This window comes from Klebsiella michiganensis, assembly GCA_000963575.1.
GTDB lineage: Bacteria > Pseudomonadota > Gammaproteobacteria > Enterobacterales > Enterobacteriaceae > Cedecea > Cedecea michiganensis_A.
Genome location: CP011077.1, coordinates 2,115,236 through 2,138,185, shown reverse-complemented (window position 1 = coordinate 2,138,185; position 22,950 = coordinate 2,115,236). Strand labels below are relative to the sequence as shown.

Sequence of the window (22,950 nt, the reverse complement as noted above, 5' to 3'; positions counted from 1 at the left end):
TAGAGAAGTGCTTTTACCGTAAAATAAGCGTAATACACCCTGAGGAAAGCGCTGCCCGAATAATTAACGGGCAGCGTGATGAGTCAGGCAATTTTGATAATAATCATCCCCACCAGCAACAGGCTAATGCCAATCCAGCCTCTGCGGTTGAGACGCTGTCCGAACAGTATCCAGCCCGCGGCCACGGTGGCAGCGATACCGAACCCGCCCCACAGCGCATAGGCTACGGATAATTCAATACCTTTAACCGCCTGAGCAAGCGCACTAAATGCGGCGAGGACGGCCAGCAGAGACAATACGCCGTATACCGGCCGGTGGAAACCATCGGATTTTTTTAAAAAAATATTAGCGACAATTTCCAGGACAATGGCTAACGCTAGCCACAGCGCGTGTACCCACTCAAACGACGGCATGATGATCTCCTTTCTCTGACATCACCGGGCGTGATTTTTTATCTCGCGTACCCGATTTAATCAGCGCAATACCGATAACCAGCGTGGTCAGGCCGAGTATTTTTAGCGGTGAAATGGACTCATCAAACAACAACACGCTGAAGAGTGTAATAAACAGAATACCGATCCCTTCCCACATGGCATACGCCACACCAAGGGCAATTTTTTTAACCGAAAACGCCAGGAAAATATAGGAAACTGCAATCATGACCAGCATGAAAATATAACCCATGTTATTTTCGTTAACGCTTGACCATTTCATTGACAAAGTACCGGTGATTTCGGCGACGATGGCTAAACCTAATAAAATCCAGTAAATCATGATTTCTCTCCTGACAGAGAAAATAAAGACGCAAAAGACCGACAAGCAACGTCAAATGACGAGCAAGGGGCAATTAAAAAACCAGAAAAATGTCAGAAGAAAGGGACTAGAGCGCGTTGCGCCAGTGCTGCTCACCAGAGAGTGAAGAAGTAGATGTGATAAAAACAGAATGCTGATTGAATGAAGTGCTGAACGTATTGTCCATAATATTTCCAACTTACCCGCGGTGTTGCTTCTCGTCAGTTGCGGATAGAAAATTGTCCTCAGTAGTTAAACACGCCGATTTTATACCATAATTCGGTATGTTATCGCCTGACCTTTACACTCCTTTACGATAAGCGACAGCGGAAACACAATGTATTAAACTGTTTTTAACGTTTAAAATAACGTAATAAAGGGATTATTATTCTAACCGCGGTGTATTATTTCCTTCCACTACACTGGAGAACCAGCCTCAATGGCGAAACCAATTATTACCCTTAAAGCGCTGAAAGCCGTGATTATGCTGGGCATGCTGGTCATTATTCTGGTGGGCATTAAAGCGGCGGCCGATATCATCGTGCCTTTTATTCTGGCGCTGTTTATTGCCGTTATTCTCAACCCACTGATTCGCCGCCTCGAGCAACTGCGGGTGCCGCGCGTGCCGGCCATCAGTTTGGTGATTATCGTGATTATCCTGAGCATGGTGCTATTGCTGGCCTATCTCGGCACTTCGCTAAACGAGCTGGCGCGCACCCTGCCGCAGTATCGATCTTCATTGGTGGTGCCGCTAAAAACCCTTGAACCCTGGCTGCAGCGCGCGGGGATATCCGTTTCTGTCGATGAGTTAATGAAGTATGTCGATCCTAACGCCCTGATGACGCTGGTAACCGGCCTGCTGACGCAGCTTTCCAACGCGATGACCTCTATCTTTTTACTGCTGCTGACCGTGGTGTTTATGCTCATTGAGGTCCCTCAACTGCCGCGCAAACTGCAGCAGTTAATGGCTCGCCCGGAAGAAGGTATGGGCGCCATTCAGCGCGCCCTGGACAGCGTCAGTCATTATTTGGTGCTAAAAACGGCCATCAGCATTGTGACCGGGCTGGTTGTTTGGGGCATGCTCGCCGCGCTGGACGTTCGCTTCGCTTTTATCTGGGGACTGCTGGCCTTCGCCCTGAATTATATTCCAAACATCGGCTCAGTGTTGGCGGCTATCCCGCCGGTGGTACAGGTCCTGGTGTTTAACGGGCTGTATGAAGCCCTGATTGTCGTGGCAGGTTATCTGCTGATTAATCTGGTGTTCGGCAATATTCTGGAGCCGCGCATGATGGGCCGCGGGCTTGGGCTCTCAACGCTGGTCGTGTTCCTGTCGCTCATCTTCTGGGGCTGGCTGCTCGGCCCGGTTGGGATGCTGTTGTCTGTCCCACTGACAATTGCGGTGAAAATTGCCCTGGAGCAAACGGAAGGCGGGAAGAGTATTGCGGTGCTGCTGAGTGATATGAGCAAGCCCTGAAGGCTGCGGCCCTCTCCCCCAAAGGGGCGAGGGCGAAAACAAACTACGGGAGACAGGTTTTATTCCCTCTCCCCGAAGGAGCGAGGGAATAAGCCGAACATCTGGGCCGATCTCGTTCCCCTTTGGCGTGGGGGCACAAGTCACTCCGGATCTAACTCAAAACGCTCCGCAATATACCCCAACGCCTGAGACACACCATCCGCGCTGATGGTATGCACCACGCCGGGTTCAAACAGCGTTTCGACCTCCGCCCCTGCTTCAGTTAGCGCCGCAGCAGCAGCTTCACTCTCAGACCACGGAATCACCTGATCGGCCATGCCATGGATCAGCAGCGCCGACGCATCTGCCGCGACGTGATACGGTTTTGGTGAAGCAAGACGCCCGGAAAACGCAACCACGCCCGCCAGTGGGAAACGGGAAGTCGCCAGAACGTCCAGGGCCATGATAGACCCCTGAGAGAAGCCCAGCAGGATCACCCGATCTTTACCCGGCGTCACGTCATGCTGCTTAAAAATAGCCTGCAGCTTCACATCAAACGCAGCGCGGGCCTCAACAATACGCTGCGGGCGGTTTTCTGCGGTCACGCCGTCCAGGCTGAACCACTGCCAGGCATCGCCGCCGCCGTCAAAAGGCTCGCTGCCGTTCGGGGAAGCAAATAACACCTCCGGCATCACCTGCTGCACGAATAACCCCAGCCCTTCCAGATCGGCCCCGGAGCTACCCACGCCATGTAACATCACGATCAGTTTTTTCATTTCCCTGCCTTGTACTCAAACCTGAATTAATATCCTCTCAGGGGACTACCTTATCCTGTTCCTCCCCTTCACAACAAGTAAACCACCGCTTAATACGAGAAGGCTCAGCGCTTGTTTTTGAGCAACCGCTCAAGTATATTTCGCACTTGAGCAACCGCTCAAATTTGGCTTTTTTAGAGGCATTTCACATGCGCTTCACTAACCGCTGGCTGATTCTGGCGATCCTGACCAGCACCCTTTTCCTGATCATTATTGATATGACGGTGCTCTACACCGCGCTGCCGAGGCTCACCCAGGCTTTAAACGCTACGGCATCTGAAAAACTGTGGATCATTAACGCCTATCCGCTTGTGGCGGCTGGCCTGCTTCCCGGGGCGGGTATGCTGAGTGACCGCCTTGGCCACAAGCTGCTGTTTATGTCCGGACTGCCCGTTTTCGGCATCGCCTCGCTCTGCGCGGCATACTCCCCCACGGCTGAGTTGCTGATCGCTTCGCGCGTGTTTCTGGCTATCGGCGCAACCATGATGATGCCGGCCACGCTTGCCATCGTGCGCCAGGTCTTTACCAACGAGCGCGAGCGGGCGCTGGCCATCGGCATCTGGTCTGCCGTCGCTTCTGCCGCCGCCGCACTTGGCCCGGTTATCGGCGGCGTGCTGCTGGAATACTTCTGGTGGGGCTCGGTCTTCCTGATTAACGTGCCGGTGGTATTACTGGTGATCGTCTTTGCATGGTTCCTGATCCCGCGTGATGCCGGGAACGCCAGCCGCCCTTGCGATTTCACCGCCTCGCTGCTGATTATGTTTGGCCTTGTAGGCGTGATTTACGCGCTCAAGGAACTCAGCAAGATGGACGCCTCGCCGCTAACCGTGGCCGGTTCTTTGCTGGCTGGCGTGGTGTTTTTAACGCTGTTTGTCCGCCGCCAACAGCGGGCTGAACATCCGATGATCGATTTTTCGCTGTTCCGCAACCGCATGTTCGCCAGCGGGATCGGCGTCGCCATCATCACCATGATCGCGCTCACCGGCATTGAGCTGGTGCTGACCCAGCGCCTCCAGCTTGTTCTGGGCCTGACGCCGCTTTTAGCCGGGCTGTCAATTCTGCCTATCCCGGTTGGTTCGGCTCTCGCTTCACCGCTGGCGGGTATCGTGCTGCCGCGCTGGGGCGGTGCAAAACTCATGGTCTTCGGCCTGCTGGTGACAGCCATGGGCATGACGGGCATGGCTTTGCTGGCCGATTACAGCCTGGCACCGCAGCTCGCCGCGCTGTTTGTTATCGGGCTTGGGCTGGGCGTGGCGTTCACCGCCGCCTCAACATCCATCATGCTTAATGCCCCGGAGGAAAAAGCCGGGATGGTTGCCGCGATTGAGGACGTTTCCTGGGAAATGGGCGGCGTGCTCGGCGTCACGTTGCTGGGCGGTCTGATGACCGCCATCTACAGCGCAAGTCTGGTGCTGCCAGATGGCCTGGCCGTGGGAAACAGCGCTTACGACAGCCTGGATGAAGCGCTGCATCTTGCAGGATCGATGAGCACAGCCAGCGCCGCACTGTTGAAAGAACTGGCGCGGAACGCCTTTAGCCACGCTTATCTGACGGTGGTTATCTGTGCCGCCGTCCTGGTCGCCCTCAGCACCGTGATATTGAAATATGTGCTGCGCCAGCCGGAAAAGCTGTCCAGCCAGAGTGTTAAAAACTGATAAGATGCCCCACCAGCGATTCAGATAACTGTGGAAACGTCATGAAAGAAGCACCGGACACGCTAAGAAGCAAAATCCTGAGCGGGGCCATTGAGCTGTTCATTGAGAAAGGCATTGAGAAGGTCACCACCCGCGAACTCACCGAGCGGGTGGGCATCTCGCGCAGCCACATTTATCACTACTTTAGCGACTGGCAAACGCTTTGCGTTGAAGCCATGACGGCGTTTTTGATGGCCGATCTACACAGGTTTATCGACGAAACCGACAGGTTTTCCCCGGAAGATAAGCTACAGCGCTTGATCCACACGTATCTCCCTCACGCGCCCGACGCTGTCTGGCAGCTTTACGGCGCGCTCTGGCACCAGGCGGCGCACAGCGGCGTATGGGCAGAGCTTGCTCTGGTTATGACGCAGAAGTGGGAAAAGGTGCTGGCCGATATTGTCGATGACGGCATTGCGGCCGGCGTGTTTAAAGCGGTGGATGCCGCCAGAACCACGCGCCAGTTCAGCGCCCTGTTAAACGGTTATGCCGACAAACAGCTGGTCGCCGCAGCGCCCGCCGACAGGCAGTTGGCGCTGGACGATATCGACAGTTTTATTCGCCTGGTCCTGCGCGCAGGCTAAATTGCTATCCGCCGGCTGATCTCTACCACGCTGTCGCTCGGCAGGCGGTAATAGTGCGTCACATGCGTGGCGTTTCTCACCATAAATGCGAAGCTCTTACGTTGCCAGGCCGGCATGCCATGTCCGTCCTCACGGGCTACGATGGTTTCATGGCCCAGGTAATAAGTCACGTCCTCCACGCGGAAGGCACACGCCATCTCTCCCAATCTCGCCATCAGTTCAGGAATGTGTGGCCTTTCCATAAAGCCGTACTGGGCGATACCGCGCCAGTAATTCGGCGCCTGTTCCACGATAACCAGCCTTTCTCCGGCCGGGACGCGCGGCACGTTCATGATTGAAATAGTCAGCGAAAGCACCTGCTCCTGCAGCGCGTGGTTACGTGCCACATGCCACCGCATAACCGGCGGAATACCATTGCGCGTTTTGGTCAGAAACACCGCCGAGCCCTGCACGCGAGGAACGCCCCGCTCTTTCAGCGCGGCGAAGAAGGTATTCACATCGATAACTTTTTCGTTCACCGCGTTGGACGCGGCCGCCGCTCCACGGTGCCAGACCAGCATCGTGGTGCAGACCACGGCAGCCAGCAGCAGCGGAATATAGCCGCCTTCCAGCACCTTGATCAGGTTAGCTATCAGGAAGCAGGTATCGACTATCAAAAAGCCCCCCGCCACCAGCGCACTGGTCAACCGCCGCCACTGCCAGATATGGCGCATCGCCACGTACAGCAACCCGGAGGTCATCAGCATGGTCAGAGACACCGCAATCCCGTAGGCCGCCGCCAGGTTCTCGGAGGACTTAAAGAACACCGTCAGGAATACCGTGACGCCCATCAGCAGCCAGTTAATCACGCCGATGTAGATTTGCCCGTAGCTTTCCGCCGCCGTCTGGCGGATGCGCAGGCGCGGCAGCCAACCCAGCTGTATTGCCTGTCTGGTCATTGAAAATGCGCCGGTGATAATAGCCTGACTGGCAATAATTGTGGCAAGCGTGGCAAGGATCACCAGCGGGATCAGCAGCGCCGGCGGACAAAGGCGGAAGAAGATATTCTGGGTGATATCGGCCCCGGAAAGGATCAGCGCCGATTGCCCCGCATAGTTAAGCAGCAAGCTCGGGAAGACCACGCCGTACCACGCCATCCAGATAGGCTTTTTACCGAAATGCCCCATGTCGGCATACAGCGCTTCTGCCCCGGTGACGCACAGAAACACGCCGCCCAGCACCATAAAACTGACAAAACCATTGGAAACGAGAAACTGCAGGCCGTACCAGGGGTTGATGGCCAGCAGCACGGCTGGATGTTGCGCAATGCCCCAAACGCCAAGCCCGGCGATGGTAATAAACCACAGCGCCATAATCGGCCCGAACACTTTACCTATCTTAGCCGTGCCGAAAGGCTGTACCGCAAATAGCAGCCCCAGAATCGTGACCGCAATCGGCAGCACCCAGGTTTCGGCCTCCGGCAGGATAATATTCAGCCCTTCAATGGCAGACAGCACCGAAATTGCGGGGGTAATCGCCCCGTCACCATAGATCAGCGCCGCGCCCAGTAACGCCGCCAGCACCACCCAACGCGAGCCTTTGTCCCTGGCCACCAACAGCGACATCAGCGCCATAATGCCGCCCTCGCCGTGGTTGTCGATACGCATTGCAAACATCGCGTACTTCACCGAGGTGATAAGGATAAGCGTCCAGATAATCAGCGACAGCAGCCCCAGAATAACCGGCGGAGTCGGATCGTTGCCGGATAACAGCAGCACCGTTTTCAGAGTATAAAGCGGGCTGGTGCCGATATCGCCGAACACCACGCCAAGGGCGCTTCCGGCAAGGATAAATTTATGCGGCGTTGTCCCGGAGGCTTCCGCGCCGTCCGTCTGCGGCTGGTTTGTCATGCACAGTCCTTTCTGTGATTTTTCTGGCAGTTGCCATGACAAAGTATAGAGGTGGATGAAAAGTTTCAGATAAACAACGGTAAATAAAAAAGGCCCAACGGTTATCCGCCGGGCCAAAAGGTACTCCACATTAAAACGCGCTTTTAATTAAAGACCATCCCACCGTCGATAAGCAGCGACTGGCCGGTCATATAGTCGGAGTCCGCGCTTGCCAGGTAAGACACACAGGCGGCCACATCTTCCGGCTCGGAAAGACGGCCCAGGGTGATGCGTTTGGCGAACTCGGCGGTGCCATAGCCCAGCGGTTTGCCTGCGGCTTCGGACACCTGGCGGTCGATTTCGGCCCACATCGGGGTTTTCACGATCCCCGGGCAGTAACCGTTCACGGTGATACCCAGCGGGGCCAGATCGCGTGCGGCGGTTTGGGTCAGGCCGCGAACGGCAAACTTGCTGGAGCTATAAACCGCCAGCTCCGGGTTACCTACGTGGCCGGCCTGGGAGCAGGCGTTGATGATTTTCCCGCCGTGGCCTTCGGCTTTAAAGGCTTTAACCGCTGCCTGTATGCCCCAAATCACCCCTTTAACGTTGATGTTGTAGACCTTGTCGACGATTTCCGGGGTGATGTCCTCAATTGGCGTGGACGGGGCGACGCCCGCGTTATTAACGATGACATCAAAACCGCCCAATCCTTTGCGGGCAGCCTCAACGGCGGCAAACACCTGATCGCGGTCGGAGACGTCCGCGGTCACTTCCAGCGCGCGGCCGCCGTTGCGGTTAATTTCGTCCGCCACTTCTTTTGCGGTTTTGGCGTTATAGTCGGCCACGGCGACGGCAAAACCGTCTTTAGCCAGACGCAGCGCGATTGCTTTACCGATCCCCTGACCGGCACCGGTAACCAGTGCTACTTTTTTCATCACAATATCCTTCTGTAGTTTAAAGAATTTGGCTGAGATGCAGCTGACTCATCAACAGATGGTTGTCGCTGTAATCAACCGGAATAGCGACCACCGCCGGGCCATTAACGTCCATGGCGGCGCGTAAAGTCGGTTCCAGCGCTTCCGCACTTTCCACGGCGAACCCTCTGGCACCGAAGGCGTCCGCGTAAGCCTTGAAGTCCACCGGCCCAAAGTTAACGCCGGACAGGCGCTGGTATTTTTTCTCTTCCTGAATCGCCACCATGTTGTAGGCGTTATCCACCCAAATGATGTGCAGCACGTTAGCGCCGAGGCGTACCGCCGTTTCCAGCTCCATGCTGGACTGCAGAAACCCGCCGTCACCGGAAACGGAAACCACTTTACGCCCCGGGTTCACCAGCCAGGCGCCAATTGCCCACGGCAGCGCTACGCCCATGGTTTGCTGGCCGTTGGAAATCATCAATTGACGTGCGCGGAAGCTGTAAAGGTAACGGGCAATCCAGATATGAAAACTGCCCATATCAACGGTGAGGGTTACGTCGTCGTTCACGATGTCCTGCATCGCCCGGACGATACGCAGCGGGTGCAGTGCAAACTGGTTCAGCTGTGCGCCCCGGCGGCTCAACAGCTCACGCTGATGCTGCCTGTCCACAAGGATTTCGGACGCACGCGGGCTTAGGATCAGCGGCTTTTCAATCCGGGCAGTGAGCTTGTCCAGCGTGCTGGCAATATCGCCCACCAGCTCGACGTCCGGCACGTAGTTACGTTCTTCATAGGCGGGCAGCACGTCGATATGCACCAGCGTGGCATCGCCGGTATTCCACATCGCCGGCTCGTACTCCACCGGGCTGTAGCCGATGCAGACAACCAGGTCCGCAAGCTGCAACAGGCGGTCACCGGCCTGGTTGTTAAACAGCCCCACGCGCCCGGCAAAACGAGCAAAGTGCTGCTGATTCACCGCCCCAGCGGCCTGATAGGTGCTGGTGACCGGGATATGGCTTTTTTCCAGCACATGGAATAGCGCGGCGCTGTTTTCCGCCTGGCTGGCCATCAATCCGAGCAGGAAAACAGGATTTTTCGCCTGGGCGATTAACTTCGCCACTTCCTCAATGGCGGCATCCGGGGCGGCACCGGCTTTAACCGAACCGTTGGCAGGTAAAATATTCCCGGTTGCCGGGCCGTCGCTGATGTCCTGCGGCAGGCTGACAAAGGCGCTACCGGGGCGGCCATGTTCGGCGGCGCGGAAAGCGTTTGAAACCACCTCAGCAATGGCATCCGATGAAGGGACTTCTACCGAGTATTTCGTCACCGGGCTAAACATTGCCACGGTGTCCATGCTTTGGTGTACCAGTTTGGCTTTATCCGAGCGCTTTACCGCCCCGCCCAGCGCCACAACCGGGTCGCCTTCGCTGTTGGCGGTGGCCATACCGGTTATCAGATTCGAACAGCCGGGGCCGGAGGTGACCAGCGCCACGCCCGCTTTCCCGGTGATGCGCCCCACTGCCGCAGCCATAAAGGCGGCATTGGCTTCGTGGCGAACCGGAATAAGTTCAATCGGCGAATCGTTCAGGGAGTCGAAGACCTTATCGATTTTCGCCCCAGGGATCCCAAAGACGTGCTTCACGCCCTGCGCTTCAAGCTGGCTCACCACCATGTCAGCGCCGTGCGCCCACTGACGCAAAGGTTTTTTATTATTCATGGCTCACATCTCCTCAGGGAACGCTAGTTTTCAACCGCGCGGATAGCGGCGTCGAGATTTTCGGGGTGCAGGTTGGCGTTAAGAAATGCGCTGTCTGCCGGAAGGTCGATCATTAGCTTGTGGATCTCGCCGAAGGTCAGCACGCCCTGCTCCAGCTGATAATCGAGCAGATGCCCGCCACCCTGGCGATCATCGGTAATAAAGTGTTCGTGATAGCCCGCCACGTTAATGCCCTGCATATGCTGGGGGGTACGGAACCCCACCAGCACGCCCTCACGGCCGTTAAAGCGAAACACCGGCTGGTCGTCCAGCACGTCGGTCATGGCGCGGTATGGCGGCTTCTGGCGCGGAACCGTGCGGGTATGGGCGTGGCGGAAATGGCCGTCGATGCGCAGGGCACAAAACAGGTTATCGGAGGGAATTTTGGCGTCGATAATCTCATGCAACTTCTGGCGGCTGGTGGTGCTGTCGATGCGCAGGCGGTATTGCGGCTTAAACCAGGTCATCACCGCAAACGGCGTTTTCTGCTGCGGGCTGGCCGCTCTGGCGCTGCCGTCCGAGCGTAATTGATAAACGTTGCTGTTGAAGGCAATCATCTCGCCGTCCAGCTCGTTAAATGTGCCCAAGCCAAAGTCACCGTGCTTCAGCAGGTCGGCCATGGTGGTTTCTCCTTCATAGACGCCGCTCAGCAGTGCGCTCATCAATGAAGTCTGATATATCATGTTTTCTTTATTGGCTACGGCAAAAGCCTCTACCATCTCTGACAGGCTTTCTTCGCAGGAACATAGAGTTAGATCGCTCATGGCGTCTGCCCTCTCTGGCTGAAGGTTAAGAAACTTTAATTAAATGTTGACGTGATCCAGTTCACAGTTCCAATATAAAAGTCCCTCAGGTTTGAGACGTTTTTGATATGGAACTTCGCTATCTCCGCTATTTTGTCGCCGTCGCCCAGACGCACAACTTCACCAGAGCAGCCGAACTGCTGGGTATTTCGCAGCCCCCTCTTAGCCAACAAATTCAGCGCCTGGAGCGTGAAGTGGGCACGCCCCTTCTGCACCGCTTAACACGAGGGGTGGAACTGACGGATGCGGGAGAAGCGTTTTATCAGGATGCCTGCCAAATTCTGGCCCACAGTGACGCCGCGCTGGAGAAAGCCCGCGGTATCGCCCGCGGTATTAACGGCAAGCTGTCGCTCGGCATAACCAGTTCAAACGCCTTTAATCCAAAGATTTTTTCTCTGCTGCGCCAGTTTCAGGCGCACTACCCGGCTATCGAGCTGCGCCAGCGGGAAACCAATATGGCGGGCCTGATGCAGGAGCTGGATGAAGGATTGCTGGATGTGGCTTTCGTCCGTCTGCCCTGCGAAAGCAGCAAGCGGTTTACTCTCAAGCTGATTGACGAAGAGCCGATGATGATTGCCCTGCATAAGGATCATCCCCTTTCAGGGGAAAATGAACTGGCCCTGCAGGCGCTGGCCGATGTACCGCCGGTGTTGTTCCCTGAAGAAGTGGCCCCAGGGCTTTATGAACTGATGTATAACGCCTGCCTGCGAGCGGGCATCGATGTGAAAAGCGCCTGCCAGGCTTCACAAATCTCGTCCTCATTAAGTATGGTCTCGGCAGGCTTCGGTTTTGCCTTAGTACCACAATCCATGACCTGTATCGCCTGCCCGAACGTTACATTTCACGCGATTCGCGGTGACCAGGTGAAAACGGACATTGCGCTGGCCTGGCGTCAGTTTGAACGCTCCCCGTCGGTGAAACGCTTTATCCAGCTGTTCGGCCACTAAGGCGATTATCGCCGGCTGCTTGTATCCACCGGCGATACTTTCTGGCGCTTAGCAGAGTCCCGGCCTGCTGCACCAGCAGCGCCCACAGCGGAGCAATGCCGGCATTGGGCCGTTTATTATCGCCGATTCTGCGTAGCTGATATTTCACCAAAGCCATATTAGCCAGCGCGGCCAGGGCCTTATTTTTCCACCTTACGGAGGGAAGCCGCGGCTCTGAATGACCGCCCTGGAGCCACTCGCGTGGCAGCGCCGGGTTAAGCGCCAGCGCGGTAGCCATTCCCACCATCGCCACGCCGCTTTCAACCACCATTTGCGCCACGGCAAGGCGGCGGACTCCCCCCGTCACCATGAGCGGCATTCGGGCCATCTCTTGAATATCCCGGGCAAACTCAAGGAAGTAGGCTTCACGCGCCAGCGTTCGTCCGTCACGGGTTTCTCCCTGCATGGCTGGCGCTTCATAGCTGCCGCTGGAAAGCTCGACCATATCCACCGCCAGTTCCCCCAATAACCGCACCACCTCTTTTGCATCCCCGGCGCTGAATCCTCCCCGCTGAAAATCCGCAGAATTGAGCTTTACGGCCACGGCAAACCGAGGGGAAACCACGGCGCGCACGGCGCTAACCACGGCAACTAACAGACGAGCCCGGTTCTCAAGCGTCCCGCCCCAACGATCCGTTCTCTGGTTCGACAGGGGAGAAAGAAACTGGCTCAGCAGGTAACCGTGGGCGGCATGGATCTCCACGCCGGAGAAGCCCGCCTGCTCTGCCAGATTCGCCGTCGTGGCGAAGCGTGTAATGACCTCATCGATCATTTGTTCGTCCATTGCCTGCGGCATAGCAAAGTGACGGGACATGTTACCGAGGTCGAGCGCAACCGCTGAAGGTGCCCAGGTTTTTTGCCCCAACCCCGCCGGCATCTGGCGACCCGGATGATTGATTTGCATCCATACCTGGGCTCCCTTTGCGCGGCTCACCCTCGCCCAATCGCGGAATTTCTCCAGTTGCGCATCATCTTCCAGCACCACGCCGCCAGGCCCGGTCATTGCCCGGCGGTCAATCATCACATTGCCGGTAATAATCAGTCCCGCCCCACCTTCGGCCCAGGAGTGGTAAAGCTGAACCAGAGACCGGGAAGGAGCGTGATCCGCATCCGCCATATTCTCTTCCATCGCCGCCTTAGCCAGGCGGTTAACTACGCGTGTGCCATTGGGCAAAACTAACTCGTCAAAAACTTTCATGGATTTTTACCTGCAGAGATAACAAACCCAAACCCTAAGCTTAAAGTTAAGTTTAAGGTCAATCGATTTTGGGGATGTTCGTCAGTACTCGTCTGGCGTTTGCCGCGCAGTCGAGATCGTCCGGTTTGTTTGTAATCTCCGCCAGCAACGCGTTCAACTGTGCCTTGTTCTGCGCCAGCTGGGATTCAAGCACTTCAATCTCGGTAACTTTGCGGCGCAGCGTGTCCAACAGCCGGGCGTGATCCCATTTCACCCGCTCATCAGGCATCAGCGCCCGTAGTTCATCCAGAGAAAAACCCGCTTTCTGCGCGGTTACGATAAGGTTCAGTATCAATACGGATCCCGCAGAATAGTGCCGGTAACCATTGGACTGCCGCTTTACGGCTTTCAGCAGGCCTACTCGCTCGTAAAAACGGATCCGCGAAGCATTCAGCCCGGTCATTCGGGCGAGTTCACCGATATTCATAAACATTACTCCCCACTCAGTTATGCCCTGCCCGCTGTTTTAAAGCTTATAACACGCCACTCGAAGTGACCTAATGCTACAATAGTCACCATTCACAAATCCGAACACAGGGAGAAAGTATGTCTGAAACTCATGTCCAGGGCGGGGAAACCAGAGGGCCTGCGGAACACAGCGTCAGGGAACAGATCATCGAGGCGGCTACCGAGTTCTTCGGCCACTACGGGTTTGAAAAAACAACGGTATCCGATCTCGCCAAAGCCATCGGTTACTCCAAGGCTTATATCTACAAGTTCTTTAAATCCAAGCAGGAAATCGGCGAAGTTATCTGCGACAACCGCCTGACAATGATGATGGAAATCGTCAGTCAATCGGTGACTGACGCCTCCGGCGCGTCGGCTAAACTGCGGGCGATGTTCAGCGCCCTAATCGCCGCCGGGAGCGATCTGTTCTTCTATGACCGTAAACTGCACGACATCGCCATTGTCTCTTGCCTGGAGAACTGGCCCTCGGCCGAACGCTACAAGCTGCAGCTGCGGGAAGTGCTTACCGCCATCATTCATGAAGGACGCCAGTCCGGCGAATTTGAACGCCGCAGCCCAATGGATGACACCGTGAACGCCGTTTTCCTCGTCATGCTGCCTTTTATCAGCCCGGTCCAGCTGCAATACAACCTCGAGTTGGCTAAGCAGGCCGAACAGCTTTTGCCGGCGCTTATCCTCAAAAGTTTAATGCCCTGATCGCATTTTGTGACCATTGACTAAATTGGTCACTTGAATAATTATCAGCGTTCCTGCTCTGCGTTTATAAGGGAACGTATGTTTCGTCTTCAGCCTTTTCCGGCCGCTGTGGCGCTGCTGTGCTCGGCGCTCACCGCCTGTGGTGACTCATCTCAGCCTGATGATCCGCGTACTCAGCCTCCGCTGGTTCGCGTTGTCGCGGTTCAGCCCGCCAACGATGACGCCCGGGCTTTTACCGGCATTGTCGCCTCCCGAATCCAAAGCGATCTCGGTTTTCGCGTCCCGGGAAAAATCCTTGAACGCCTGGTGGACAAAGGCCAGACGGTAAAAAACGGCCAGCCCCTGCTCCGGCTGGATCCTCAGGACCTAAGCCTGCAGGCTAAAGCGCAGGATCAGGCCGTGGCCGCCGCCAAAGCCCGCGCTAAACAGGCCGCCGCCGATGAGGCTCGCTACAGAAGCATTGTCGGGACCGGCGCTATTTCTGCCTCGCAATACGATCAAATCAAGGCCCAGGCCGACAGCGCCAGAGCAGATCTGCAGGCCGCTATTGCGCAGGCCAATGTGGCCAAAAACGCCATGAACTATGCGGTACTGACGGCAGATTCTGACGGCGTGATCATGGACACCCTGGCCGAGCCTGGTCAGGTTGTTGCCGCCGGGCAAGCGGTAATTCGCCTGGCCCGGGCGGGCCAGCGTGAAGCCGTTGTCGACCTGCCGGAAACGCTGCGTCCGGCGTTAGGCACCGTAGCCCAGGCTCATCTTTACGGTTCAGATGGCGCCCCCGTGGCCGCGACCTTGCGTCAGCTCTCCGATGCCGCCGACCCACAAACCCGCACATTTGAAGCGAAGTTTGTGCTGGCGGGCGCGCTTTCCCAGGCCCCTCTTGGCAGCACGGTCACGGTCGCCATCCCGGACGCAGGTTCTCCCTCACAAAGCGTGATTGTGCCTCTGGCCTCGCTGTATGATGCCGGGAAAGATAAAGGCACCGGCGTTTGGGTGGTGAGCGGCAAACCGGCCAAAGTCAGCTGGCAAGCGGTGAGTATCCGCCGCATCACGGACGAATCCGCCGTTGTTGCCACCCATCTCGACAGTCACGCCAGCATTGTCGCCCTCGGCGCGCACCTGCTACACGAAGGCGAAGAAGTCAGGCCGCTCGCACAGGGCACCACTGACCTGGCGGGGGCACCGTAATGCGCGACTCTCGCTTTAACCTTTCCGCCCTCGCGGTGCGGGAAAAATCGGTAACCCTGTTCCTGATCCTGCTCATCACGCTGGCCGGGATCATCGCTTTTTTTAAACTGGGCCGCGCCGAAGACCCGCCTTTTACGGTGAAACAGCTGACCGTGATCACCGCCTGGCCGGGGGCGACCGCCCAGCAAATGCAGGATCTGGTGGCCGAGCCGCTGGAAAAGAGAATGCAGGAGCTGGACGACTATGACCGCACCGAAACCTATACCCGTCCAGGCCTTGCCTACAGCGTAGTCTCCCTAAAAGACAGCACGCTGCCTGCCAACGTGCCGGCAGAGTTTTACCAGGCGAGGAAAAAAATCAGCGATGAGGCCAAAAATCTGCCGGATGGGGTGATTGGCCCGCTGGTGAATGATGAATTTTCTGACGTGACCTTCGCGCTGTTTGCCCTGAAAGCAAAAGGTGAGCCGCAGCGTCTGCTGGTGCGGGATGCGGAAAACCTGCGCCAGCAATTGCTGCACGTTCTCGGCGTGAAGAAAGTGAATATTATCGGCGAGCAGGCGGAGCGCATTTTTGTTTCGTTCTCTCACGACAGGCTCGCCACGCTCGGCGTCTCCCCGCTGGATATTTTTCAGGCGCTGAGCAACCAGAACCTGCTCACGCCAGCGGGTTCTATCGAGACCGCTGGCCCGCAGGTGTTCATCCGCGTGGATGGCGCGCTGGGGGAGCTCTCAAAAATCCGCGATACCCCCATTGTGGCCCAGGGGAAAACGCTGAAACTGTCCGACGTAGCTGACGTCGAACGCGGGTATGAAGACCCGGCGACATTTCTCGTCAGAAACAACGGCGAACCGGCTCTGCTGCTCGGCGTGGTCATGCGCGACGGCTGGAACGGGCTTGATTTGGGCAAAGCCCTGGATCGGGAAACCCGAAAAATCAATGAGACGATGCCTCTCGGCATGAGCTTCAGTAAAGTCAGCGATCAGTCGGTGAACATCAGCTCCGCCGTGGATGAGTTTATGGTGAAGTTTTTTGTCGCCCTGCTGGTAGTGATGGTGGTCTGTTTTGTCAGCATGGGCTGGCGGGTAGGCATCGTGGTTGCCGCCGCCGTGCCGCTAACGCTGGCGGTGGTGTTTATCGTCATGGCCGCCACCGATAAAAACTTCGACAGGATAACGTTAGGCTCGCTCATTCTGGCGCTGGGCCTGCTGGTGGATGACGCCATCATCGCCATTGAAATGATGGTGGTGAAAATGGAGGAAGGCTACAGCCGCGTGAAAGCCTCCGCCTACGCCTGGAGCCACACCGCCGCCCCCATGCTGGCGGGCACGCTGGTGACCGCCATCGGCTTTATGCCGAACGGCTTCGCCCACTCCACCGCCGGGGAATACACCAGCAACATGTTCTGGATTGTCGGCATCGCGCTGATAGCGTCCTGGCTGGTGGCCGTGGTGTTCACGCCCTATCTCGGCGTGAAATTGCTCCCGGATATGCACCAGGCCGCGCTGGCGGAACACGCCCTGTACACCAGCAAAAACTACACCCGCTTCCGGGCGCTGCTGAAAAAAGTCATCGCCCGCAAGTGGCTGACCGCCGGATCGGTCGTCGGCCTGTTTGTGCTGGCCATCGCCGGAATGGCCGTGGTGAAAAAGCAGTTCTTCCCCATCTCCGACCGCCCGGAAGTGCTGGTGGAAGTTCAACTGCCTTACGGGACTTCTATCGAGCAAACGACCCGCACCACCGAGCGCATCGAGAAATGGCTCAGCGGCCAGAAAGAGTCCAAAATCGTGACCTCCTACATTGGCCAGGGCGCGCCGCGTTTCTACCTGGCCATGGCGCCTGAGCTGCCCGACCCTTCGTTTGCAAAAATCGTGATCCTCACGCCCGATCCCGATGCGCGAGAAGCGTTGAAACTGCGGCTGCGGCAGGCCATCAGCAACGGCCTGGCACCGGAAGCACAAGTTCGTGTCACCCAACTGGTCTTTGGGCCTTATACGCCCTACCCGGTGGCGTTTCGTGTGATGGGGCCAGACCCGGACGTGCTCAGAACGATTTCATCGCGGGTTGAAAAAGTGATGAATCAAAGTGGGCTGATGCGCACCGTAAACATCGACTGGGGCTCCCGGGTTCCCACGCTGCACTTCACCCTGAACCAGGACAGGCTTAACGCCGTTGGCTTAACCACCTCTTCCGTCTCGCAGCAATTACAGTTTCTGCTTTCCGGCGCGCCGTTGACCGAAGTACGAGAAGATATCCGCTCCGTGCAGGTTACCGGCCGAGCCCGAGGCAGCGTGCGGGCCGACCCGGCAAAGCTCGCGGCGCTCACGCTCATCGGCGCAAACGGGCAAAAAGTGCCGCTTTCGCAGATCGGGAAGGTTGAGGTGGTGATGGAAGACCCGGTGCTCCGACGCCGTGACAGGACGCCAACCATTACCGTGCGTGGCGATGTCGCCGATGGCCTTCAGCCGCCGGATGTGTCGACGGCTATCGTGAAACAAATTCAACCTATTGTGGTAGAGCTTCCGGCGGGGTACCGCATCGAAGAAGCGGGCGCCATTGAAGAATCCGGCAAGGCCACGGCGGCAATGGCCCCGCTTTTCCCGATCATGATCGCGCTGACGCTGCTGGTGATTATTCTTCAGGTTCGGTCGATCTCAGCCATGCTGATGGTGTTCGCCACCAGCCCGTTGGGGCTTATCGGCGTGGTGCCAACGCTGCTCATTTTCAACCAGCCCTTCGGCATCAACGCCCTGGTGGGGTTGATTGCGCTTTCGGGGATTTTGATGCGCAACACGCTGATCCTCATCGGCCAGATAAAGCATAACGAGCAGGCCGGACTGACGCCTTTTGATGCCGTGGTTGAGGCGACAATCCAGCGTTCGCGCCCGGTATTGCTCACCGCGCTGGCGGCAATTCTGGCGTTTATTCCCTTGACCCACTCGGTGTTCTGGGGGGCGCTGGCTTACACGCTCATCGGCGGGACTTTTGGCGGCACCTTTATGACGCTGCTGTTCCTGCCCGCGATGTATGCGATCTGGTTCAAAATCCGCCCCCCAAAGGTCGATAACTAACCGACTCAGCAGGCCCGGAGGACATCTCTCCGGGCCATATTCCAAATCATGAACACCGCTCATGTTCTAATGAAATTAAATCACTTTTACTAAAACTGTGACTCAGGCATAAAAGATGCAATATTGTTAACGACATGCAATGTGAAGATTACTGACAGGTAAAACCACAGCCAACCAAAGGTTATCTGTGAGAAATCAAGCAGTAGATACAGGCAAAAAACAGAATTAAGGTGCCGGATTACCATGACTAAAGCGTTTACTTTTACTCTTAAGAGCATTGTTTTTGATGAGAATTACAACCCATCAGGGAATACGCGCATCACAACCAATTTTGCTAACCTGGCCCGCGGCGAGAAGCGTCAGGAGAACCTGCGTAACGCTTTGATCATGATTGATAACCGCTTCAACTCTCTGGCGAACTGGGACAACCCAACCTCCGACCGCTACGGCGTTGAACTTGAAATTATTTCCGTTGAGCTGGATGTCGAAGGCAAGGGCAACACCTTCCCGGCGATTGAGATCTTAAAAACTCACGTGCTGGATAAGAAAACCGGCCAGCGCATCGAAGGCATCGTCGGGAACAACTTCTCCTCCTACGTCCGCGACTATGATTTCAGCGTTCTGCTGCCAGAGTACAACCAGGATCGTGAAAAATTCACCATCCCGGAAAACTACGGTGACCTGCACGGGAACTTGTTCAGACACTTTGTTGGGTCAGACACCTACAAAGAAAACTTCAACAAAGCGCCGGTGATTTGCCTGAGCGTCTCCAGCAAAAACGTTTACCGCCAGACCGGGAATCGCCACCCGGTGCTCGGCATTGAATATGAGCAGGATTCATCTTCCCTGACCGATCTCTACTTCAACAAAATGGGGCTGAAGGCTCGCTACTTCATGCCGCCAAACAGCGTGGCGCCTTTTGCGTTCTACCACACGGGCGACCTGGTGAATGACTACTCGAACCTCGAGCTTATCAGCACCATCAGCACCATGGAAACGTTCCAGAAGATCTATCGCCCGGAGATTTACAACGCGAACTCTCCGGCCGGGCTGTGCTTCCAGCCAAGCCTGAACCACCAGGATCATTCATTTACTCAAATTGTTTACGATCGTGAAGAACGCAGCCGGTTGGCCATCGAACAAGGGAAGTTTACTGAAGAGCACTTCATCAAACCGTACCAAACAATTTTAGAGCAGTGGTCTGCTAACTACCCTCTTTGAGACACCAAATACAAGGTTATTCGACATGAAAAGATTATTGCCTACGTCCACTGCCGGCAGCCTGCCTAAACCGTCCTGGCTGGCCCAGCCTGAAACGCTGTGGTCGCCGTGGAAACTGCAGGATCAGGAACTCATTGAGGGTAAACAGGACGCCCTGCGCCTGTCGCTGCACGAACAACAGCTGGCCGATATCGACATCGTCAGCGACGGCGAGCAGACTCGTCAGCACTTCGTGACCACCTTTATCGAACACCTGGACGGCGTGGATTTCGAGAAACGCGAAACCGTGCGCATCCGTAACCGCTACGACGCCAGCGTCCCGACCGTGGTCGGTGCGGTGGCTCGTCAGAAGCCAGTGTTTGTGGAAGACGCGAAGTATCTGCGCAAGCTGACCAAACAGCCGATCAAATGGGCGCTGCCTGGCCCAATGACCATGATCGACACGCTGTATGACAACCACTACAAAAGCCGCGAAAAACTGGCCTGGGAATTCGCCAAAATTCTGAACCAGGAGGCGAAAGAGCTGGAAGCGGCCGGCGTGGACATCATTCAGTTCGATGAGCCAGCCTTCAACGTGTTCTTCGACGAAGTTAACGAATGGGGCATCGCCACGCTGGAACGCGCCATCGAAGGCCTGAAGTGCGAAACCGCCGTGCATATCTGCTACGGCTACGGCATCAAAGCCAACACCGACTGGAAGAAAACCCTCGGCTCCGAATGGCGCCAGTACGAAGAAGCGTTTCCAAAGCTGCAGACCTCGAACATCGACATCATCTCGCTGGAGTGCCACAACTCCCACGTTCCAATGGACCTGCTCGAGCTGATTCGCGGCAAAAAAGTGATGGTGGGCGCCATCGACGTGGCCAACCACGCCATTGAAACCCCGGAAGAAGTCGCCAACACGCTGCGCAAAGCGCTGCAGTTCGTTGATGCCGAAAATCTCTACCCTTCCACCAACTGCGGTATGGCTCCGCTGCCGCGCCATGTGGCCAGAGGCAAACTGCACGCGTTAAGCGCCGGGGCAGAAATCGTTCGCAGAGAGATTCTGGGTAAATAACCAGAAGTTTATGTAGTCAGCCTGGCGGTTGAGAGATCGCCAGGTTTTATTCCTCCGATCGATAGCTGCTACTCTCACCGTCCGCAACAGCCAGCCGGGTTATTGCTTTCATTCGGCTGTACATTTCTTCCTGCCCCACAGACCCGCAGTTTCTTACCTCAGGATCTTATGATGAGCATCATTTACGTTGTTGTTCTGACTTATATAAAACTCTGAGAGGAAGTTGACGCTCAAATTCCTGCGCATGTTGAGTGGCTGAAGAACGGTTACGCAGAGGGGGCATTTCTTGCGTCAGGCAGGCGAATTCCCCGTAATGATGGCGTTATTCTTGCAAAATGGGACAGCATTGAGTCTCTGCAGGCTCGCCTTGGCCAGGATCCATTCCAGAGACTCAACACTGCTACAGCTGACATTTTGCCCCTTGAAGCCAAAATGAAAACGCAGTTACTGGACGCTATTTTGAGTTGAGTCCGGCACAGTATTTCATGTTGAGCCGAACATAATGGCGCATAGCGTTTGATAACTACCAATATTCCTAGGCTTTTTGTTATTGATTTTTTACCCGCGACAGCAGTAGCATCCTGGTATTCGAATTTCGAGAAGTTATAAGATGCTCAATAAAAAGGCTTGATCCGAGCCTGGTACTCAGGTGCTACGATATTTGCTTGTTTTACTCTGGGAATCGATATTGGCAATCGCTTCTTTTATGGTTCAAAGATTCCCTGGTTGTTCAGCATCATCATCGCTTTCGTTATCTGCGGTTCGGCACGCTCCTGTTTTTCGTCGAAAACCTAATTTCAAATCAGGGCAAGTTGAATATGTCTCGTGATTTCGGTGTTTATTTACACACGCACAACCTACCGACGCCTGAAGAGTGGAAAGAAGAGATATTACAGCAGGGGTTTCCCTGTGTGCTTGACAGTGATATCGCCTTACTCACTTTCGGTGGATTCCTGCCCTGTTCAGTTAACGGCGCCATCTCTGGCTTCGAATATTACGCCAGCGACCTGGATAGCGAGGTGCTCAATGAACTGAACTTATCCAGGCCCCTTAACGTCGATATCACATTTTGTGCCGGGGCGCCTGCCTCTGAAGCCGTTGCTGCACTCGCAGCTGCAAGCTGCCTGACAAAATTATCCGGGGGTTATCTCGTCGATTTCTGTTCTGGAAAAACAGTGCCCTCAGACGAGGTTATCGAATGGGCTAAATCTCAACCAGAGATGCAGGCAACATTTTCTTAGGCATTACCTTTCTCTTTCAGATGGAGTCATTTACTGTGCGATACAGCGCTCATTTCTTAGACACATCTAACGATGATGGTTATGTTCACCATTCCATTTCGAATATAGATGCGGACCCAAATCCACAATCCCATCACTTAAGAACGAAGGTGTTAGTCTGTGAGCATGACGCCCCTGTTTTATTGATCAACGTTTATGTTGAGGTAGATAAAGACGGCTATATTACGGACAGCTGCTTTTGTGACATGCTAAGTAATGATGAATACGTGGCAATCCTGTCAGGCCAACATGTACATCTCGTTGAAATATCTTCAAAACAGGTCAAAAGCATACGACTTGGTGACTATGTCGGGCATATTTACTCCATCCCTAACCCGGCCAGCACTGAGCTTAGCGAGAACTTTCTGGTCGCAACTTACTGCTACGTTTTTTTGCTCAACCTTACTAAAGGTATTCTCTGGCAGTCCAGGATGTGCGCTATTGATGGCGTAGTGATAGATAATATTGATGGCGATATCATTTCTGCCCAGGGGGAATGGGATCCTCCTGGGGGATGGGTAGACTTCAAACTTTCATTGAACACTGGTGTATTAATAAAAAACTAAAAAACCCAGCCTGGGGTGAGGGATAACCGACATGTGGAACAGCGCGCAATGAAAACTATCGAAACGCTGAGAGCTGAGCTTCTGGCTATTGGCGAGCAACTCGGAGGCGGCGTCAGGCCAAACCATTCCTTTATTATTCCCGATAAGCCTGACTATTTCGCGACACCTTACCTGGAGATTCATGACCAGGAATATTATTTTGTGGTGAACGAGCGAGGTATTGAGATCGCACGAAAGGTAACGCCAAGTGATGACGAAATTCTTTATTGGTTTACTAGTTGCAGCGTCAATGCGTTAGCTTCAAGTTACGCTGCTACACACGCCTCGCCTGATGAAGAGTTCAGGACGGCGTATTTTAGAAAGCGGTTTTACTTGATGCTTTCAATAAAAACAGCGTGGGCAACCAGAGAGAAAAATGAAATAAAATCTCATCTTCACGTTTAACCCCTGGGTACCACATTATTCACAGCGAGGAGTGCAAATTAGCCTGCACTCCGG

General features: G+C 55.4%; 21 protein-coding genes. 12 read left to right on the top strand and 9 right to left on the bottom strand.

The genetic code is table 11. From position 1 onward, the window contains the following. Positions 1-83: 83 nt before the first annotated feature. Together VW41_10100 and VW41_10095 are read right to left on the bottom strand one after the other, a co-directional pair. The gene (locus VW41_10100; protein AJZ89360.1) at positions 84-413 is read right to left on the bottom strand and encodes a multidrug transporter; all 330 of its coding nucleotides are present in this window, start codon (positions 411-413) and stop codon (positions 84-86) included. Beyond that, positions 400-774 (bottom strand): multidrug transporter, encoded by a 375-nt coding sequence (locus VW41_10095; GenBank protein AJZ89359.1) that lies wholly within the window; start codon positions 772-774, stop codon positions 400-402. Before VW41_10095 ends, VW41_10100 begins: the two co-directional genes overlap by 14 nt. 457 nt (positions 775-1,231) lie before the next feature. Between VW41_10095 and tqsA the strand changes: the two genes are divergently transcribed. Further along, complete coding sequence (tqsA, locus tag VW41_10090) at positions 1,232-2,266, top strand: pheromone autoinducer 2 transporter (GenBank protein AJZ89358.1); 1,035 nt, start codon at positions 1,232-1,234, stop codon at positions 2,264-2,266. A gap of 140 nt (positions 2,267-2,406) precedes the next feature. Here tqsA and VW41_10085 read toward each other — a convergent pair whose 3' ends face one another. Beyond that, complete coding sequence (locus VW41_10085) at positions 2,407-3,021, bottom strand: phospholipase (GenBank protein AJZ89357.1); 615 nt, start codon at positions 3,019-3,021, stop codon at positions 2,407-2,409. A 188-nt stretch (positions 3,022-3,209) separates the two neighbouring features. Between VW41_10085 and VW41_10080 the strand changes: the two genes are divergently transcribed. After that, positions 3,210-4,715, top strand: coding sequence for an MFS transporter (locus VW41_10080; protein ID AJZ89356.1), 1,506 nt, complete (start codon positions 3,210-3,212; stop codon positions 4,713-4,715). A gap of 41 nt (positions 4,716-4,756) precedes the next feature. Next, positions 4,757-5,338 (top strand): TetR-family transcriptional regulator, encoded by a 582-nt coding sequence (locus tag VW41_10075; protein AJZ89355.1) that lies wholly within the window; start codon positions 4,757-4,759, stop codon positions 5,336-5,338. On the opposite strand, the gene VW41_10070 is transcribed toward VW41_10075, so the two are convergent. The 4 genes from VW41_10070 to VW41_10055 form a co-directional block, all read right to left on the bottom strand. After that, the gene (locus VW41_10070; protein AJZ89354.1) at positions 5,335-7,227 is read right to left on the bottom strand and encodes a potassium transporter Kup; all 1,893 of its coding nucleotides are present in this window, start codon (positions 7,225-7,227) and stop codon (positions 5,335-5,337) included. The two genes, VW41_10075 and VW41_10070, sit on opposite strands and share 4 nt — an antisense overlap. Before the next feature lie 143 nt (positions 7,228-7,370). Continuing rightward, the gene (locus VW41_10065) at positions 7,371-8,141 is read right to left on the bottom strand and encodes an acetoin reductase (GenBank protein AJZ89353.1); all 771 of its coding nucleotides are present in this window, start codon (positions 8,139-8,141) and stop codon (positions 7,371-7,373) included. A 19-nt stretch (positions 8,142-8,160) separates the two neighbouring features. Continuing rightward, complete coding sequence (locus VW41_10060) at positions 8,161-9,840, bottom strand: acetolactate synthase (GenBank protein AJZ89352.1); 1,680 nt, start codon at positions 9,838-9,840, stop codon at positions 8,161-8,163. A gap of 23 nt (positions 9,841-9,863) precedes the next feature. Continuing rightward, a complete protein-coding gene (locus VW41_10055) occupies positions 9,864-10,643 on the bottom strand; it encodes an alpha-acetolactate decarboxylase (protein AJZ89351.1) in 780 nt (259 codons plus the stop codon). 107 nt (positions 10,644-10,750) lie between these two features. Between VW41_10055 and VW41_10050 the strand changes: the two genes are divergently transcribed. After that, the gene (locus VW41_10050) at positions 10,751-11,629 is read left to right on the top strand and encodes a transcriptional regulator (protein AJZ89350.1); all 879 of its coding nucleotides are present in this window, start codon (positions 10,751-10,753) and stop codon (positions 11,627-11,629) included. Here the strand turns inward: VW41_10050 and VW41_10045 are convergent. Then, positions 11,607-12,866, bottom strand: coding sequence for a 2,4-dienoyl-CoA reductase (locus VW41_10045; GenBank protein ID AJZ89349.1), 1,260 nt, complete (start codon positions 12,864-12,866; stop codon positions 11,607-11,609). The two genes, VW41_10050 and VW41_10045, sit on opposite strands and share 23 nt — an antisense overlap. A gap of 58 nt (positions 12,867-12,924) precedes the next feature. Next, positions 12,925-13,332, bottom strand: a complete 408-nt coding sequence (locus VW41_10040) for a MerR family transcriptional regulator (GenBank protein ID AJZ91922.1) — start codon at positions 13,330-13,332, stop codon at positions 12,925-12,927. Between the two features lie 119 nt (positions 13,333-13,451). On the opposite strand from VW41_10040, the gene VW41_10035 reads away from it, so the two are divergent. The 8 genes from VW41_10035 (at position 13,452) to VW41_10000 (ending at position 22,896) form a co-directional block, all read left to right on the top strand. Next, positions 13,452-14,069, top strand: a complete 618-nt coding sequence (locus tag VW41_10035; GenBank protein ID AJZ89348.1) for an AcrR family transcriptional regulator — start codon at positions 13,452-13,454, stop codon at positions 14,067-14,069. Between the two features lie 78 nt (positions 14,070-14,147). After that, entirely contained in the window at positions 14,148-15,260 is a 1,113-nt protein-coding gene (locus VW41_10030; GenBank protein ID AJZ89347.1) for a hemolysin secretion protein D, read from the top strand. Next, on the top strand, positions 15,260-18,328 hold the full coding sequence (locus VW41_10025; GenBank protein ID AJZ89346.1) for a multidrug transporter: 3,069 nt from the start codon (positions 15,260-15,262) through the stop codon (positions 18,326-18,328). Before VW41_10030 ends, VW41_10025 begins: the two co-directional genes overlap by 1 nt. Before the next feature lie 243 nt (positions 18,329-18,571). Beyond that, entirely contained in the window at positions 18,572-19,549 is a 978-nt protein-coding gene (locus tag VW41_10020) for a hypothetical protein (GenBank protein AJZ89345.1), read from the top strand. A 25-nt stretch (positions 19,550-19,574) separates the two neighbouring features. Beyond that, complete coding sequence (locus VW41_10015) at positions 19,575-20,606, top strand: 5-methyltetrahydropteroyltriglutamate--homocysteine methyltransferase (protein ID AJZ89344.1); 1,032 nt, start codon at positions 19,575-19,577, stop codon at positions 20,604-20,606. Positions 20,607-21,424: 818 nt separating this feature from the next. Then, complete coding sequence (locus VW41_10010) at positions 21,425-21,847, top strand: hypothetical protein (GenBank protein ID AJZ91921.1); 423 nt, start codon at positions 21,425-21,427, stop codon at positions 21,845-21,847. 95 nt (positions 21,848-21,942) lie between these two features. Then, positions 21,943-22,452, top strand: coding sequence for a hypothetical protein (locus tag VW41_10005; GenBank protein AJZ91920.1), 510 nt, complete (start codon positions 21,943-21,945; stop codon positions 22,450-22,452). A gap of 48 nt (positions 22,453-22,500) precedes the next feature. Then, positions 22,501-22,896, top strand: coding sequence for a hypothetical protein (locus VW41_10000; GenBank protein ID AJZ89343.1), 396 nt, complete (start codon positions 22,501-22,503; stop codon positions 22,894-22,896). Positions 22,897-22,950: the final 54 nt, after the last annotated feature.